The organism is Photobacterium carnosum, from assembly GCF_021236965.1.
Lineage (GTDB): Bacteria > Pseudomonadota > Gammaproteobacteria > Enterobacterales > Vibrionaceae > Photobacterium > Photobacterium carnosum.
In genome coordinates this window covers 101,204-117,673 of record NZ_WMDN01000002.1, presented here as the reverse complement: position 1 = coordinate 117,673, position 16,470 = coordinate 101,204, and the positions used below count along the sequence as shown (strand labels likewise).

At 40.6% G+C, this 16,470-nt stretch carries 16 protein-coding genes; all 16 read right to left on the bottom strand.

Annotation, left to right across the window (positions count from 1 at the left end; all coding sequences use genetic code 11):
- Positions 1-2: 2 nt before the first annotated feature.
- Complete coding sequence (gene fliL, locus GLP24_RS02480) at positions 3-470, bottom strand: flagellar basal body-associated protein FliL (RefSeq protein ID WP_232615528.1); 468 nt, start codon at positions 468-470, stop codon at positions 3-5.
- A gap of 103 nt (positions 471-573) precedes the next feature.
- Positions 574-1,941, bottom strand: coding sequence for a flagellar hook-length control protein FliK (locus tag GLP24_RS02475; RefSeq protein ID WP_232615479.1), 1,368 nt, complete (start codon positions 1,939-1,941; stop codon positions 574-576).
- 130 nt (positions 1,942-2,071) lie between these two features.
- Positions 2,072-2,515, bottom strand: coding sequence for a flagellar export protein FliJ (gene fliJ / locus GLP24_RS02470; protein WP_232615478.1), 444 nt, complete (start codon positions 2,513-2,515; stop codon positions 2,072-2,074).
- 43 nt (positions 2,516-2,558) lie between these two features.
- On the bottom strand, positions 2,559-3,875 hold the full coding sequence (gene fliI / locus GLP24_RS02465; protein WP_232576849.1) for a flagellar protein export ATPase FliI: 1,317 nt from the start codon (positions 3,873-3,875) through the stop codon (positions 2,559-2,561).
- Positions 3,872-4,687: a flagellar assembly protein FliH gene (gene fliH / locus GLP24_RS02460; RefSeq protein ID WP_221942764.1), complete on the bottom strand. Its 816-nt coding sequence runs from the start codon at positions 4,685-4,687 to the stop codon at positions 3,872-3,874. The genes fliI and fliH overlap by 4 nt, the downstream gene beginning before the upstream one ends.
- Before the next feature lie 45 nt (positions 4,688-4,732).
- Positions 4,733-5,773, bottom strand: a complete 1,041-nt coding sequence (gene fliG / locus GLP24_RS02455) for a flagellar motor switch protein FliG (RefSeq protein ID WP_221942765.1) — start codon at positions 5,771-5,773, stop codon at positions 4,733-4,735.
- Positions 5,766-7,511 (bottom strand): flagellar basal-body MS-ring/collar protein FliF, encoded by a 1,746-nt coding sequence (fliF, locus tag GLP24_RS02450; protein ID WP_407951488.1) that lies wholly within the window; start codon positions 7,509-7,511, stop codon positions 5,766-5,768. Before fliF ends, fliG begins: the two co-directional genes overlap by 8 nt.
- A gap of 60 nt (positions 7,512-7,571) precedes the next feature.
- A complete protein-coding gene (gene fliE, locus GLP24_RS02445; RefSeq protein WP_101767280.1) occupies positions 7,572-7,883 on the bottom strand; it encodes a flagellar hook-basal body complex protein FliE in 312 nt (103 codons plus the stop codon).
- 61 nt (positions 7,884-7,944) lie between these two features.
- A complete protein-coding gene (locus tag GLP24_RS02440) occupies positions 7,945-9,327 on the bottom strand; it encodes a sigma-54-dependent transcriptional regulator (RefSeq protein WP_232615477.1) in 1,383 nt (460 codons plus the stop codon).
- Positions 9,328-9,365: 38 nt separating this feature from the next.
- Positions 9,366-10,379, bottom strand: a complete 1,014-nt coding sequence (locus GLP24_RS02435; RefSeq protein ID WP_101767282.1) for a sensor histidine kinase — start codon at positions 10,377-10,379, stop codon at positions 9,366-9,368.
- A gap of 314 nt (positions 10,380-10,693) precedes the next feature.
- Complete coding sequence (locus GLP24_RS02430; RefSeq protein WP_232615476.1) at positions 10,694-12,139, bottom strand: sigma-54 dependent transcriptional regulator; 1,446 nt, start codon at positions 12,137-12,139, stop codon at positions 10,694-10,696.
- A 250-nt stretch (positions 12,140-12,389) separates the two neighbouring features.
- The gene (gene fliS / locus GLP24_RS02425; protein WP_101767284.1) at positions 12,390-12,791 is read right to left on the bottom strand and encodes a flagellar export chaperone FliS; all 402 of its coding nucleotides are present in this window, start codon (positions 12,789-12,791) and stop codon (positions 12,390-12,392) included.
- Positions 12,792-12,846: 55 nt separating this feature from the next.
- A complete protein-coding gene (locus GLP24_RS02420) occupies positions 12,847-13,146 on the bottom strand; it encodes a flagellar biosynthesis protein FliS (protein ID WP_232615475.1) in 300 nt (99 codons plus the stop codon).
- A gap of 12 nt (positions 13,147-13,158) precedes the next feature.
- Positions 13,159-14,544, bottom strand: coding sequence for a flagellar filament capping protein FliD (gene fliD / locus GLP24_RS02415; protein ID WP_232615474.1), 1,386 nt, complete (start codon positions 14,542-14,544; stop codon positions 13,159-13,161).
- A 15-nt stretch (positions 14,545-14,559) separates the two neighbouring features.
- Positions 14,560-14,958 carry a flagellar protein FlaG gene (locus GLP24_RS02410; RefSeq protein ID WP_232612680.1) on the bottom strand — a complete coding sequence of 133 codons (399 nt, stop codon included), beginning with the start codon at positions 14,956-14,958 and terminating at the stop codon, positions 14,560-14,562.
- A gap of 87 nt (positions 14,959-15,045) precedes the next feature.
- Positions 15,046-16,419, bottom strand: coding sequence for a flagellin (locus tag GLP24_RS02405; RefSeq protein WP_232615473.1), 1,374 nt, complete (start codon positions 16,417-16,419; stop codon positions 15,046-15,048).
- Positions 16,420-16,470: the final 51 nt, after the last annotated feature.

Below are 16,470 nucleotides of genomic sequence, written 5' to 3'. Positions count from 1 at the left end.
ACCTATTGCATTACAAAGCCAGTAAATAACACCCGTTCAACCACAGGCATATTCGTCATCTTATTCATTGTTGCTTGTATTGCAGTCAATGCCTGCTGACGTAACTGTTCACGTCCTTGTGGTTGGCGTAATTGCTCAACCGTAGTTGCCGCAAAAATCTGCAACAACACACTTTCAACTAATGGCACGTGTTTTTTGGCTAATGCTTCATTTTTTTCACCTCGAACCATCAGTTGTACTTTTATTTGAACCACTCGATCTCGTTCTTTACCACTAACATTAAAAATAAAAGGCTCAGATAATACGATGTAATAAGCCGACATTTTTAATGGTGTTTGGGTTGAGGAAACCTCAGCAGCTTTAACCTCTGTCGACGCTAAAGAAAAAAGCCAAATTCCACCGCCAATCGCCGCAATAACTAATAGAATCACCATGCTAATAACGATCTTTTTTCTATTTCCAACCACCATCATTTATCCTGCTCACTATTTATTACGGTTTTTATTACCACATGACATTGCTGCATGTTTTTCCTTATTGATTAAACGTGTACTATTAATATGACCAAAAACGCTAAGCGTAATAATCAACTTGGTCTTTGTGTTTTGTTACGAGCATACTGATGGGTAAATCACTGGGATCACTCTCTGTTAGGGATGATCCATCCTCAGACATGACTCTCAAAGAAGGTGACTGTCCTGAGTGTGACTGGGAATGCGTTGAATTATTACTTTGATGGCCTGATGATTGCTGACTATTGTCTTGCTGTACTGAACTTTGAGCTAATTGCAGCCCTTGCTGTTGTAGCATTTCTCTTAACCGTGGCATCGCTTGTTCAATAATGTCGCGCGTTTGATGGTTATTCACCGTAAATTGCACCGAGGCTTGATCTTGGTTAATACTCAATTTAATGTGAAGTTTGCCAAGTTCAGGTGGATCTAACCGAATATCGACATATTTAAGATTCTTCGCCATCATCATATTAATTCGCTCATGAACCTCTTCGCCAGCTTGTTCACGCGTAAGGACTAAAGGTGATTGAAGAGATTGAGTAATGAGAGGCTGCTCAGGTTTCAGCATTGATGTTGTTGATGTTGGCGTTAATCCCGCCAGCTGTTGAGCCAACGAGTCACCCTGAGCATTACTATTAATACCTTGATGAGATGATCGATTGTCATCATTCAATAAAAGAGAACTATCAACCATAGATGGGTTAATTAACATCTCCGAATTGGATGTTGTCGCAGATAAAGGTCGTGCAGACGTTAATAGTGGCGAATTATTGACACTATCATTAGTAATGAGATTTACGTCACCATCTGCGTCAGATTTTTGTCCATCAGCATTATCAGTCACTTTTGTCGCCGATGACGTTAATATCGCAGTTGTTGTCGCTGATCCTGCCGTTGCAGGCATGATAAACGCAGCACTTCCATCTATAGTTTTGATTGTCGGTTGAGCTGATAATAATACATCCTCAGTCACCACAGCATCGATGGTGGGGATTGCAGAAGATGGCAAGCCATTGCCACTCGCATCATCGCTATTCGTTGCTGTTTTATATGAAGAATTAAGCTGCTGATTAGATTGCATTAGCTGCTGTAAAAACACATTACCAGCCGTAATTAACTCTACTGCATCATCAATCGCGATTACGCTGCCATCAGCACTCATCAACGATTTATCTATTGCTACATCATCTATTGTAGAATCATCAGCTAACGCTTCAGTATCTACATCAATAGTGTCAGGAACATTTGTTGCTGCAGGATTAGTTTTACTCTCAATAGTCTGTAAAGTAGGTGTTTCATCAATCGCTTGCTGATATTGTTCTGAAAACTCACCATTACTCAACGTTACCATTTCAGATGGTGTGCTAGAAACCGAGCCGACAGCGACGGGTTTTGCCGATGATGCAGATGACACATTAAATAGATTCATAGTAACTCTTTTAATACGTGTCGCAACAGACGACAAATAAATGAATAACTGTTTGATTAAAGCGTCAAAAAAACGTTTCATTCAAAGCTAATGTCTATCCTAATGCAAAAAGCAAACCAGTTTTTTAATTCTAGCGTTGTTGACGCCGCGCAAATTGTAATGTCACAAATTCATCCATCATTTTTTGTTCTTGTTTATCCAAAAAAAGCTGTCGTTCACGCTGTTTTTTTTCCAATAACCATTCAATCCCGCGTTTTTTTTGCTGCATGGCTTGCCAGTGCTGGCGGCATTGTTCAATTTGATTAGCAAAGTAGCCACCCGCCTGTTTTTGCTTCTCTAATGTGGTATCAAGTTGGGTTAAGCATTTTTGTAAATGGCTATATTGACTCGCAGTTAACCCTTGTTGTCCACGTTCTGAAAGTTGACGACAATAATCTAATCGGTACTGTTCGATTTTGGCTAATTGCTGTAAATAATTTTGTTGTTCAAGTTGTGCTTGATTAAGCGCAAGGCTGGCTTGATGTTCTTGTTGTTGTGCTTGCTCTATTAATAATTCAAATGTTCTCAATGGCATACTATAACGACCTTGTCTTCGATTACCTTATTGTCGAATCCCACTAACCGCTTAATGTGGATCGCAACATATTGACGCACATTTCATACGGTACGGCTTCTTTCATTTCTTGTTGTAAATAACTGTCTAACTTAGGTTTAAAGCTAAAAGCTTGATCAATGGTTGCATCAGTTCCCGGTTTATAGGCTCCAATCGCAACCAAATCTTGATTTTTACGACAAATAGATAAAATTTGACGGACGGCTTTAGACATCAGCATGTGTTCATCACTAACAATGGCAGGCATAACACGGCTAACGGAACGTTCAACATCAATCGCAGGATAATGCCCCGCATCCGCCATTTCGCGCGATAACACAATGTGACCATCAAGGATCGCACGTGAAGCATCCGCAATAGGATCTTGCAGATCATCACCTTCACTTAATACCGTGAAAAAAGCGGTGATCGAACCTTGATTTTCATTACCATTACCCGCCCGTTCCACCAGCGCAGGTAACTTAGCAAATACCGATGGTGGATAACCTTTGGTTGCTGGTGGCTCACCGACGGATAACGCAATTTCACGTTGCGCTTGAGCAAAGCGGGTTAATGAATCCATTAGCAATAACACATCAAACCCTTGATCGCGAAAATACTCGGCAATGGTGAGTGAGGTTTGACAGCCTTTTAAGCGCATCAACGGCGAAGCATCGGCAGGAGCCGCAATCACTACTGCCCGTTCACGCCCTTCTTTACCTAAGATTTCATCAATAAATTCTTTTACTTCTCGACCACGTTCGCCAATAAGCCCCACCACCACAATTTGCGCACTGGTACCACGAGTCATCATGCCTAACGTGACCGATTTACCCACACCAGAACCAGCAAAAAGACCAATTCGCTGTCCTTTTCCGACAGTCAATAAACCATTAATAGCCTTAATACCAACATCAAGTGGCTCTTTAATGGGCTTGCGTGATAAAGGATTTATAGGTGTCGAAGTAAATGCAGCCCGTTGTTCGGTAACAATAGGTCCTAATCCATCAAGAGGATTACCAATGCCATCAATAACACGCCCTAACAATTCAGGTCCGACTGGAATACCATTGTTATGCAAAATAGGGGTAACTTTAGCGCCCGGCATTACCCCTAACAATTGCTCACTTGGCATTAAAAAAAGCGTTTCTCCGGCAAAACCAACCACTTCAGCTTCTAACTCCCCGTTAAGGGTTTCCACTTTACACACACTACCAACGGGAGCGCGGCAGCCAATCGCTTCAAGGGTTAACCCTACAACACGATCCAAGCGTCCAGAGGCGACGGGTTTACAAGCGGTATTGGTCGTTTGATAGCGACCTAAACGTTCAGCAAGTGTCATAACGAAGGTTCTTTTAAGTTACTGTTCAACTCATTAAACATCGTGAGTGAATGTTGAATACGATCATCGATTAAATAATCAACACTAGAACTGCCGCACGCCAACTGTAAATCCCCTCGTTGTAAACTAGGCTCCGCAATCAATGACCATTTACGTTGTTGCAGATCAGCCTCATCAAAACTGGCATGAATTAACGCAACATCTTCTGGATGTAAATGCATTTTAATTTCTCGCTCAGCTATCGGTAGTGTTGCTACAACTTCGCGAACAGTATTGAGTAAGACTTGAGGATTAGTTTTAACTTCAACGCGAATCAATGCTTTGGTTAAGCCATTCACCAATAACAATAATTGTTGTTCTACTTCACTATCGACTTTGGCAATCGGATCAGTAAATTTATCCATCACCGCAACAAGTAACGCCACTTGTTGATCAATTTGTGCTTGTGCTTGTTCAAGCCCTTGCTGTAATCCTTGCGCAAGCCCTTCATCATGCCCTGCGGTAACACCTTCAGCATGACCTTGACTCAATCCCTCGCTATGCCCAGCTTGACGACCTTGTTCAACCCCTTCGTCATAAGCGGATTGCTGCATGGCTTCAAGTTCTGCAGCGGTTAATGGTGCAGGTACGGGTTCAAGCTCATGTTCTGGCTCGGGTTGTTGCTGTTCAAGATAATATTGATGATCATAATTAAGTGCATTTTCAAGCTCTCGATCACCATCTTGGCTGTAATCAGGATATGCCCAGCGTTCAAGCTCTTGCGCTTGATGTTCTGAGACTCGCATAAAACCACGACGACGTTCATTGCTCATGATAGACATTCACATCGAGTAGCGATGAAGAACATAACCACGCTATTATAAAAAGTCATCAGAGCCACCATTACCCGTTAGTACTAATTCGCCTGAATCAGATAAACGACGCGCAATAGATAAAATTTCTTTTTGTGCCGTTTCGACATCAGCCACACGAATCGGCCCCATGGTTTCTAAATCTTCTTGTAGCATTTCACCCGCACGTTTAGACATATTGCGATAGAACTTATCACGCAACATATCATCGGCCCCTTTAAGGGCTTTTTGTAATAGCTCTTGAGGGACATCTCGCAAAAGAATTTGAATACCGCGATCATCAACTTCAATTAAGTTATCAAATACAAACATGAGATCTTGAATTTGAATCGCTGTTTCTTCATCATTTTCACGAATTTGATCCATTAACAATCCTTCAACGTTATTATCGAGATAGTTCATGATTTCAGCTGCCGCTTTTAAACCACCAATTTTGGCTGCTTGTGCGCCCGCTTGACCCGCAAACTGTTTTTCCATAATGTCGTTTAATTCATGCAATGCTGCTGGCTGTACTTCTTCCAAATTAGCAATACGCATCATCAAATCTAATCGCACTCGTTCAGGAAATTGCGATAAAATTTCAGCCGATTGTTCTGGTTCTAAATAGGACAGTACAATAGTTTGAATCTGTGGGTGTTCATTAAGAATAATGTTGGCAACTTGACGTGGGTCCATCCATTTTAAAGAATCAAGTCCACGCGAACCACTCCCCATTAGAATTTGATCAACCAAGTTATTGGCTTTATCTTCACCTAATGCTGCCACTAATGCATTACGAACAAAATCTTCACTACCCATACCAATGCTGGTGTATTTTTGAATTTCTTCCAAAAATGATCGATGAACACTAGAAACTTTATCTTGATTTAAGCTCTTCATGCTTGCCATCGATCCCCCCACTCGTTGCACTTGTTTTGGCTCAAGATGGCGAATAATACTAGCCGCATCTTGCTCATTGAGACTTAATAATAAAATCGCGGCTTTTTCCGTACCATTAAGGCTTTTAATATCAAATTTATTATCAATTGTTGCTACGTCATTAGCCATCTTCATTCATCCAGCTTTTCACTACTTGTGCCGCAAGATCAGGTTCATTGGCAACCAATGCCCGCACCGCTTTAAGTAAATCTTCATCTTTATGTAAATTAGGTAAATCTAAGTTACTACTGCTTAATTCAAAACTTTCGTGAGAATCTAAATCACCACCAATTAAACTGGTGCCATCACTATGGCTATTATGAGTTAAAATCGGTACTCCATTTTCATCTAACAGCGTGCCATTGGCTGTTTGATTTGGATATAACAGTTTATTCATTGCTGGACGCACCAATACCACAATCACAACGATAATAACTAACGCTGCCGCTAACCATCGAACCCAGCTACTAAAATTAGGATTTTCCCAAATAGGTACATCCGTCAACAATAACTCTTCCGGCAAAGCAAATGGTACTGATAGCACTTCTAATAAATCACCACGCGCCTCTGAAAAACCAATCCCTCCCATTAATAAACGGCGGATTTTAACAATTTCAGCTTCAGATATTGGCACCCGTGTGATCTCGCCCGTTTTAGGATCAACAATCGATTTATAATCAATCGCAACCGAGACTGTTTGCCGATCAATAACACCAGTTTGAGCACGTTTATGGCTTATCGTGGTGTCTAACTCATAGTTACGGGTGGATTCACGGTGCATGCGACCATTGCCGCTGCTTGTACCAGCTTGCATGTCTTTTATATTTTCAGGAATAGCACTACTGACGGGAGGTTGGTTGCTTAATGCCCCTGGAATACCTGCCACCACTTGACCACTATTGCTATCTTCACGCGTAAACTCACTTCGAGTGGCAGCTGTTGCGGGATTATAACGTTTACGGGTTTCTTCTAGCGCAGAGAAATCCATCGCTATATCGACTTGGGATGTGTAATTACCTAAGCCTAAAACAGGCATTAAAATGGCGTCAATTTTTTCACGTAATGCTTGTTCTTGTTTATGCTCTAATTCGTATTCTTTACGTTTAGCCGTTGAGGAAGGATCTTCAGTACCAGAGCTTAATAAGCGCCCATGTTGATCAGTAACGGTGACACGGGTTGGCCGTAAACCGGGTACTGCGGTGGCTACCATATCAACAATAGAATCAACTTCTTGCTGACCAAGTGCAGCACCTGATGCTAAGGTCAGAAAAACAGTGGCGGTGGCATCTTGATTATGACGAACGAACACACTTTGTTTTGGCATCGCCAGCAGCACTTGTGCCTTGCGTACTTGACTGATTTGTTCAATTGCACGGGCTAATTGACGTTCACGACTTAATTTTAAACGCTCATTTTCGAGCCGCTGTGAAACACCAAACCCCATGTCTTTTAATAAAATATCATCGCCCTCAGCGGCACGACTATTTAGGCCACTGCGGGTTAAATCTAATTTAATACTGCTATATTTATCCGCAGGAACACGAATAGTATTACCATCAAGTTGATAATTGATTTTCTTTTGATCAAAGTGATCCAAAATAGGGATCAATTCTTCAGTTTCATAGCTACCCAATGGGCGCATTTCTGGTTCTTTTATCCACACTATCATCATCACGATTAATGCAACACAAATCGCAACCGATAGCACTAAAATAACCTGCCGTAACAGATCAAGATTGCCTAAAATACTGTCAGTACGCGATGCTTTCTTTTCTGTAAGATCGGGATCCTGACCAGCAGCGCGTAATATCGGCGAAGTATTACTATTTGCAATCGTAACTTGTTGATTAACAATTTGATCTGACACTTTTATTTCTCACACATATAACAAATTAGGCGCTATCACACCGACAGATAACGACGATACTTATACCGGCATATTCATTAATTCTTTGTAAGCTTGCACCATTTTATTTCGCACTTGTACAGTAGCTTCAAACGCAACACTGGATTTATTACGCGCAATCATGACATCAGATAACGACACACTACGATCACCTTGATCAAAGCGAGTGGCTAAATCACTCGATTGACCTTGAAGCGTATTCACCGACTTAATGGCATCATTTAATAAATTACCAAAATCAGCACTAACTTGTTGCCCCGTCGCAGGGCGAATACTATTTTGAGCATCTAAACGCATCGTCTGCATTTCGGCCGCTAATCCATTAACTTTCATACCAGAATCTCACTATTTTTATTGCTACTAAAAAGATATTCATTGTGTCTCACCAATCACTTTATGCTGGCAGTTCAATACCCGCATCGCGCATTTTGGCTAATTTATAACGTAGTGTTCTCGGACTAATACCCAACCTATCGGCCATGTTTTTACGGTTACCTTGGCAAGTCACTAGCGTGTCTAAAATAATGTTAAATTCTTGGCCGCGTAATTCATTACCTAAGCTATCTGTTGTACTTGATGCCACCACAGCCATCGTTGAAGTGTCGACAACCGCAGTTTTAGACGCTACAGCCATATTAGTCATCTGTAACCAATCAAGCCCTTCAATCAGAATATGTTGCTCAGTTATCATAAGGTTATCGTGAATGATTAACGCGCGTTGAATCACGTTATCAAGTTCACGCACATTTCCAGGCCATGTATATTGTAATAATTTATTGAGCGCACATTGCGCAATTACAGGGATAGCCATCCCTTGTTGACTTGCATGGCGTTGTAAAAATAACTGTGCTAATGGCATAATATCGCCTTTACGTTCGGTTAAGGCGGGCCATGTGATTGGAAAGACATTTAAGCGGTAATACAAATCTTCACGAAAAAGACCATCGGCAACATGATTTTTCAAATCACGGTTACTGGTCGCAATAATACGCACATCCAACTTAATGCTTTTACGTCCGCCTAAGCGTTCAACTTCACGCTCTTGTAATACTCGCAATAATTTAGCTTGTAAGTTAACATCCATTTCACTGATTTCATCGAGTAAAATCGTACCAGCTTGGGCTTGTTCAAACTTGCCAGGACACGCTTGTACCGCGCCTGTAAATGCCCCTTTTTCATAGCCGAATAACATCGCTTCTAGCATATTTTCAGGGATCGCCGCGCAGTTAATGGCAACAAAAGGACCATTACTGCGTGAAGAGTGTTCGTGAATATAACGTGACAGCACTTCTTTACCCGACCCACTGGGGCCTAAAACCATTACGCTAGCATCTGTTTTCGCAACTTTTTCAGCCATCGCTAACAAATGCAGACTTTTAGGATCAGCAGCCACAGTATTGGTAGGGTTAGGTCTGATCGGCGCATAACGGCCCACCATATTGAGTAATACTTGTGGGGCGAACGGCTTCGCCATGTAATCAATCGCACCGTCTTTCATCGCTGCAACAGCATCTTCAATATTGGCGTAGGCGGTCATTAATAACACTGGCATTTTCGGCCACTGTAATTTAATACTGCGCAGTAAGGCTAATCCGTCCATACCCGCCATTTGCACATCCGAAATAACGATATCAACTGACTCAGATTTCAGTAGTACTAACGCGTGTTCCGCACTTTCCGCTTCGATCCATTGATAGCCAGCTAATGCTAACGTATCGACTAATGCTTCACGCAAACCTTCGTCATCCTCTACGACTAATACTCGCGTTTGACTCATGCTTTACTCTCCATAGTTAAATCGATTCATTATGCAGTTTAAGCGGATAAAACTAAGGGTAACTGCAAGGTAAAAGTTGCCCCAGATCCAAGTTGTGAACTTAATCTCAAGCTACCGTTATGGGCTGATACCACCATCTGTACAACAGCTAACCCTAATCCTGTCCCTTGTTGGCGAGTGGTATAAAAAGGCTCTAACACCTTTTGATGATCTTCTTCCGCAATCCCGGGGCCATTATCAGTCACACTCAGTAGTAACATTTGATCTTGTTGCTGACAGTACACTGCAACTCGACAACCTTTCCCTGCCATTTGAATTGCATTAGTGATCAAATTACCCACCGCGCTCGCTAACGCATTTTCATTGCCCATTAAGCGTAATGTTTCATCATCACAATCAATACTAAAATCGACATCATGGCTCAGAACTTGTGCTTCTATCATTGCTTCTAAACTGTTGAGTAAACTTTCAATCGTAAATTCACTCACCACTTTATTATCGCCACCCTTGGCAAATAACAGCATATCGTTAACTTGTTTTTCAAGATCGTACAGTCTATCCACTAGCTTAGTTTGAAAACGATGTCGAGTAGCGGAGGTTAACCCTGATGACGCTAAGTTAGCCGCATACAATAATGCACTTGCTAACGGAGTACGCACTTGATGAGCTAAAGATGCCACCATCCGCCCTAGTGATGACAACCGTTGCATTTCACTTAACCGTGATTGTAATTGCCGAGTTTCGGTTAAGTCAGTGATCACAATTAACTGCCCAGCCGCTGACGCTGAAATGGCTAATTTTACTTTACGGCCACTACGCAGGGAAACTTCATGCCCATCATCATCTTGAGGTGCAAAACTGCGTTGAATAATATCGCCCCAACGCTGCCCGATTAATGGCTCGCCAAGTAAGCGTAAGGCTTCTTGGTTAGCTTCACTAATCACGCCTTTTTCATCCAATAAAATAACGGCAACAGGCATCACTTGTAATACTTGTTGATAACGCTCAACTTGTTGGTTTAACGCCAATAATGTTATGGATGGCTCATTCATGATTAACCTACAACAGACAGCAACAACAAGATTTAAAGCAATTTGCATGCCATTTTTAATCGTTGTTTATCATGTGGTTACAATTAAAAACAATAAAACATAGTGCCATTTTTATGACACTAGTGACATTTTTATGATTATGCGCAGTGTTTTTTATTTTTCAATGCTAATTTATTATCGTGTTAACCCATTAAATATAACTATCAACAATATTTCATCCGTACTTATATAAATATCTATGTTTAAAATGACATAAAAAAAGCCATCGTCAAATTAATGACGATGGCTTTTTTTATCAATATGGAATCTGTAAATTAACTGTCTTTTGATAACCCATATTTACGCATTTTTTCAACTAGCGTTGTACGACGCATACCTAACATATCTGCAGCACGCGCAACAACACCTGATTGCGCATCTAATGCTTGGCGGATCATTTCAACTTCCAACTCAGCCAGCATCTCTTTAAGGTTGAGACCTTCTGGTGGTAAATCACTACCCAATACGGTGGTATCCGCATCGACAGCTGCAAACATATCCGCTAACGCTTGCTGCTCTTGTTCTTCAATTGAAACAATACTATTTTCAGGTACAAAATCAGGTAGCTGACTATGACGGTATTTCATAGGTAGATGATTAACATCCACCATTTCACCAGGATAAAGAATCGTTAACCGTTCAATTAAATTGGCTAACTCACGAATATTACCCGGCCAATCATGCAGCATTAATGAGGCTATCGCACGAGGCGTAAAGTGGATCCGTTTCGCACCTTCAGCTTCCATTCGAGTTAACAACTCTTGCAATAATAACGGAATATCTTCAATACGATCCCGTAAAGCAGGCATCTCTATTGGGAATACATTTAAGCGGTAATATAAGTCTTCACGGAATAATCTATCCGCGATCATTTTATCAAGATCTCGGTGCGTTGCCGCTACAATACGCACGTTAGCTTTAATGGTGTGATTGCCACCCACGCGCTCAAAACTACGTTCTTGCAATACACGTAATAACTTCACTTGCATCGACATTGGCATATCACCAATCTCGTCTAAAAATAATGTACCGCCTTCTGCTAATTCAAATCGACCTTTACGGGTTGAAATAGCCCCAGTAAAAGCGCCTTTTTCATGATCAAATAATTCACTTTCAAGTAAATTAGCAGGAATAGCGCCACAGTTAACCGGCACAAACGGACCTTTGCCTCGTTCAGAATGATAATGCACATTACGCGCAACCACTTCTTTACCCGTACCCGATTCACCTAAAATCAACACACTCGCATCGCAAGCAGCCACTTGTTCAACCAAGCGACGAATATTACTAATATCTTTACTTCGCCCTACCATGCTTCTAAACAGCATGTTTTTACGACCTAACGACGGTACTTGATGGGTAAGCTTACCTAAATATTCTTGGCAATGACGAAAGGCATCAGCTAATTGATTATAATGTAACGGGAATTTAAGGTCGCCAATATAATTGGGTAATTCTACCAATAACTCATGGTGATTAGTTAATGCAACTACAGGGATCTGCGGATGCATTTTAAATTTTTCTATAATGCTATTGAGCTTTTTAGTATTGGTAATTGTTCCCAGCAGGCACACACCCCATGGCTGATCCCATAATGACATGGACAAATCTTGCGATGACAGCGCGCTATGATGCTCCCCCATAAAATTAAGAATGACACTTAAATCATGACATTGCTGTGGGTCGTCATCAATAACAAGCGTATTTACTAAACCGTCCATAGATGGATATTGCCTTTATAAGAGTACACCCTGACGGTATATTCAATGTAATGAATAGAACAACAATCAAGAAGAGAGTGGTTACATTGTAATTAATGCATATCATAAGGCAAGATTTGACATGTAAAAGCTGTGACACCAATACAAATAACAATGAAATTGATCATGTTTTATACCAATTTAAAGCTAAAAATACTAAAAAAAAGGGTTATCGATAACACTGATTATGGTTACCGACACCCAAAAACAGTTAATTTGTTTCAGTAAGATAGTGATATTCCGCTGGAATTTGATCCCAAGCTGACTTTATTTCACGTAGCATACCAATGACATCATCAATAGGCTGAGTGACATTTTCAGCATTAGCACGAGAAATTTCACTGCCCATAAAATCATAAAGCGCATCAAGATTTTTAGCGATATCGCCGCCATCTTCCATTGATAAACAATCACGCAGGCTTAATACAATATCTAACGCTTTCGTTAAACGTTCACACTTAACCGCAATATTACCTTGTTCCATTGCAGCCTTGCCCTGAATCAGGCGTTCTATCGCCCCAGCGTATAACATTTGAATGATACGGTGCGGAGAGGCGCTGGCGAGTTGTGCATTCACTGAAACTTGCTTATATGCCTGAAGAGAACCACGCATGTTGTTATCCTTTGTTTAGTTGCGAGACATTATCAATAAACATTGGGTTTAGAGGTTATTGTCCGTGTTGTTGAATATTGCTGTAGAGCGATAATGATTTTTGGCTTTTTTTCGAACGTACTAACTGCGCGCCAATACGATCTTTATGTTGTTGTAATAACGCTTTCATTGCTTGAGTACGTACCACCACATCATCAAACACTGCCCGTGATAGATCTGCTTGTTTAAGCACAATTTCCACTTGTTGATGACGCAAGGCGACTAAGTTTTCAAGCTGCTGCGGAAAATCATCAGGGTAATCTTCCGCGAGTAATAATTGTTCAATTTGGTGTTCTAATTGGGTTAGTTGCTGCATGTGTTATCCATTTTAAAAGACCATCAAGCTCATCATAGTATTGAGCTGATTATTCATTTTCCCTATCGCTGCATCCATCGCAGTAAATTGCTGATAAGTACGTTCTTCATAAGCTTTCATGCGCTCATTGAGTGACGTCATATCATCTTCAAGCCGAGTTTGTTGTTCTTTAATGGTTTTTTCTTTATTGGTTAACACACCATCCGTTGAACTGGTAAATGATTTAAAAATACCTTCTGCTTGATCAAGAAAACCATCATCTTCAGTATGAAAAAACGCATTAAAGGCTTTAAAATTATCTTTTAATGCTTCGTCGAACTTTTTATCATCAATTTCAACTTTGCCATAACGATCAGTGGTGATTCCAAGATCACTCAAGCTATAGCTTTGACCATCAACTTCAATGGTTTTATTCATCAAATTTCGCATTTGACTACTGATCGAACGGGTTAAACTGTCACCATTTAGCGGGCCACTGGTTTTCTTTTCAACATCGTATTTACTGAGATTATTGGCGGTATCAATCAAACCATTATAGGCTTCGATAAAACCTTCAAGTGACGATTTTGCATCTTTGGTATTATCGGAAATATCAATCGTAACGTGCTTAACATCATCGGTATCTGTTAGCTTTTTCAGATCAAGCGTTACACCTTCAATCGCATTTTCAATCTTATTACTACCACTACTAATGACAGTATGATTATCAATCCGTATTTGAGCATCTTCACCTGCCTGCATTTGTACCATTTCAGCATTAGCAGTTGGATTAGCAGGATCAAAACTTAATTTAGCTAACTCCCCAGTCATCTTAGAAGCATCAATCGATATTTGTTGATCTTTTCCTGTTTCTGAACTTGAGAAAACGATCTTCGCGCCCTTATCATCATTGATAACGGTTGCGGTCACACCGGGGTTATCTTTGGCATTATTAATCGCATTAACGATATCTTTAAGGCTGCTTTTTTCTTTATTGATATCCAGTGATAGCGTTTTTCCATCAATGGTAATATCTAATGTTCCCGATCCAAGTTCCGCTTTAGGATCAGAATCAAATGAATTATTTGACATCACTTTATGGGATTTAGCTAACGCAAGCACTTCAATGTTATAGCTACCATTTTGTGCATCAGCAGAGGCTTCAACACCAACAAAACCACTTTCAGATGAGGTTGCCGATTGACCAGCAAAGACTTTATCTTCGGCAAATTTTTTGACCATTTCCTCTAAACCAGAAACCGTAGATTTAATTTGCCCATAGCCACTCAGTTGAACTTCTAGCTTTTGCTGCTGTTCTTTGATCCGCTGTTCTTTCGGGGCACGTTCTGCTGCGACTAATTGTTGCGTCATTCCAGCAACATCTAATCCAGACGCTAAACCACCTGCACTTAATCCCATAATTTGCCTCTTTAACTACACAGTACGGCTTAAAGAACTCAAGCTATGCTTGGCTAAATTTTTGTTTAAATCTAGCAATTCTTGTGCCGGAACTTGGCGAATAATATCACCGGTTTCTTTATCAACAATAGTGGCTATTTGTTTGCCACTGTCATCATCAATATGAAACCGCAAGCTGCGATTAACCTGTTGTAATACTTGTTCAATCTGCTTAATTCGCTCTTGCTCTTCGTGATTATCAAGATTGAATGAATTAAGCGGATTGTCATCATTATTAGTCGTTTCGGTTTTATTGACAGTTTGCTGTAATGGCAAGTTATTACCGAGAGCCTCTGACAGTTGAATATTATCAACAGGAGATTGAACATCATGAGGATGATATAGAGATAAGGGCGGAAGAGGATTGATCGCCATAGCCAGTTCCTTGAGCATATTTGTTAGCGATTAAAATACAACAATGCCCTGCTTGATATACCAAGCAAGGCACGACACGATTACGAATTAACCTAGTAGGCTAAGCGCAGATTGTGGAATTTGTTTTGCTTGTGCAAGAATCGAAGTACTTGCCTGTTGCAAGATTTGATTCTTGGTCATGTTGGTAGTTTCTGATGCGAAATCGACATCTTTAATACGACTGTTTGATGCTGTTACGTTTTCAGTAATGTTCGCTAAGTTGCTCAACGTATGGTTAAAACGGTTTTGTACCGCACCTAAATCTGCGCGTTGTGAGTCGATACCGGCGATTGCTGCGTCAATAACTTCTAATGCATCTTGTGCACCACTGCCATCAACACCAGACGTTAAGTCAACTTCTGCAATAGAAACTAATTTTGAAGTTGCAGAACCAGCTATCACTGCCTTATCTGTACCACCTAAAGTAATATCATCGCCAGATGTTAACTTTAATGTAGAGTTTAGTGTTGCATTATCAGTAACAGCCGTTCCTCCTAGACTAACAGTGCCCGCAGTCTTACCCGTAATTTGTACACCATCGACCCCAGTTGCTGATAGTGACATTTCCTTTGTAGTACTATCAAACTTAGCTTTATGTCCTGCTTTATTAATATCTTCAGCCAACTTCTCAGTATCACCAGCATAAGTTGACAAATCAAAAGTATCAGTACCAATTTTTAAAATACCATCTGTAGTAGAATCAAAGTTAGAAATTTTTGTATCTACTTTGGCTTCAGCTTTTACACCTGTACCTGAACTATTTATCGCACCAGCAACACCAGTAACACCAGTACCAACAGCTACAGGTACAGCTTTACCATTAATAGTAAGATCATCAGTCGCAGTTTTAGCTAAATCTGCAGTCGCGGTTTGTGCACCAAATCCAGTTCCTGCGGAATCTATTTTATGATTTCCAATTGATGTTGACTTCATATCCATTAAAGAAACTTCAATAGTTTCATTTGCATTAGAACCAATTTGGAATGATTTAGTGCCAAATGATCCATCAAGTAAGTTTTGACCACCAAACGTTGTTGTCTCAGAGATACGTGTTAATTCTTCTTGCAGTGCACTGACTTCTGTTTGCATAGCTGCACGATCATCACCAGAATTTGAGCCGTTAGCTGCTTGTAATGATAAATCACGCATACGCTGCAAAATATTTGTTGACTCTGACATCGCACCTTCAGCAGTTTGAGCCATTGAGATACCATCATTGGCATTACGCATTGCTACGTTTAAGCCGTTAGTTTGGCTAGTTAAACGGTTTGAAATTTGCAGACCAGCAGCATCGTCTTTGGCAGAGTTAATGCGTAGACCTGATGATAGTTTTTCCATGCTACTTGCGACGCCATTGCTTGCACCATTTAGGTAACGCTGGGCGGTCATTGCAGAAACGTTAGTATTAACTGTAACAGCCATAGTTGTTGCTCCTTAATTTGATACCCAGCAATCCCGGGCGAAGACAGTTTT

Excerpts from the sequence above, each read along its gene's own strand:
- fliI (WP_232576849.1), bottom strand. The coding sequence starts at position 3,875 with ATGACACTTGCTGAACGTTTAGGTCGCTATCAAACGACCAATACCGCT.
- fliL (WP_232615528.1), bottom strand. The coding sequence starts at position 470 with ATGGTGGTTGGAAATAGAAAAAAGATCGTTATTAGCATGGTGATTCTA.
- GLP24_RS02440 (WP_232615477.1), bottom strand. The coding sequence starts at position 9,327 with ATGAGTCAAACGCGAGTATTAGTCGTAGAGGATGACGAAGGTTTGCGT.
- fliS (WP_101767284.1), bottom strand. The coding sequence starts at position 12,791 with ATGCGTGGTTCTCTTCAGGCATATAAGCAAGTTTCAGTGAATGCACAA.
- GLP24_RS02430 (WP_232615476.1), bottom strand. The coding sequence starts at position 12,139 with ATGGACGGTTTAGTAAATACGCTTGTTATTGATGACGACCCACAGCAA.
- GLP24_RS02410 (WP_232612680.1), bottom strand. The coding sequence starts at position 14,958 with ATGGCGATCAATCCTCTTCCGCCCTTATCTCTATATCATCCTCATGAT.
- fliJ (WP_232615478.1), bottom strand. The coding sequence starts at position 2,515 with ATGCCATTGAGAACATTTGAATTATTAATAGAGCAAGCACAACAACAA.
- fliH (WP_221942764.1), bottom strand. The coding sequence starts at position 4,687 with ATGAGCAATGAACGTCGTCGTGGTTTTATGCGAGTCTCAGAACATCAA.
- fliD (WP_232615474.1), bottom strand. The coding sequence starts at position 14,544 with ATGGGATTAAGTGCAGGTGGTTTAGCGTCTGGATTAGATGTTGCTGGA.
- fliE (WP_101767280.1), bottom strand. The coding sequence starts at position 7,883 with ATGAAAGTTAATGGATTAGCGGCCGAAATGCAGACGATGCGTTTAGAT.
- GLP24_RS02435 (WP_101767282.1), bottom strand. The coding sequence starts at position 10,379 with ATGAATGAGCCATCCATAACATTATTGGCGTTAAACCAACAAGTTGAG.
- GLP24_RS02405 (WP_232615473.1), bottom strand. The coding sequence starts at position 16,419 with ATGGCTGTTACAGTTAATACTAACGTTTCTGCAATGACCGCCCAGCGT.
- GLP24_RS02475 (WP_232615479.1), bottom strand. The coding sequence starts at position 1,941 with ATGAATCTATTTAATGTGTCATCTGCATCATCGGCAAAACCCGTCGCT.
- fliG (WP_221942765.1), bottom strand. The coding sequence starts at position 5,773 with ATGGCTAATGACGTAGCAACAATTGATAATAAATTTGATATTAAAAGC.
- GLP24_RS02420 (WP_232615475.1), bottom strand. The coding sequence starts at position 13,146 with ATGCAGCAACTAACCCAATTAGAACACCAAATTGAACAATTATTACTC.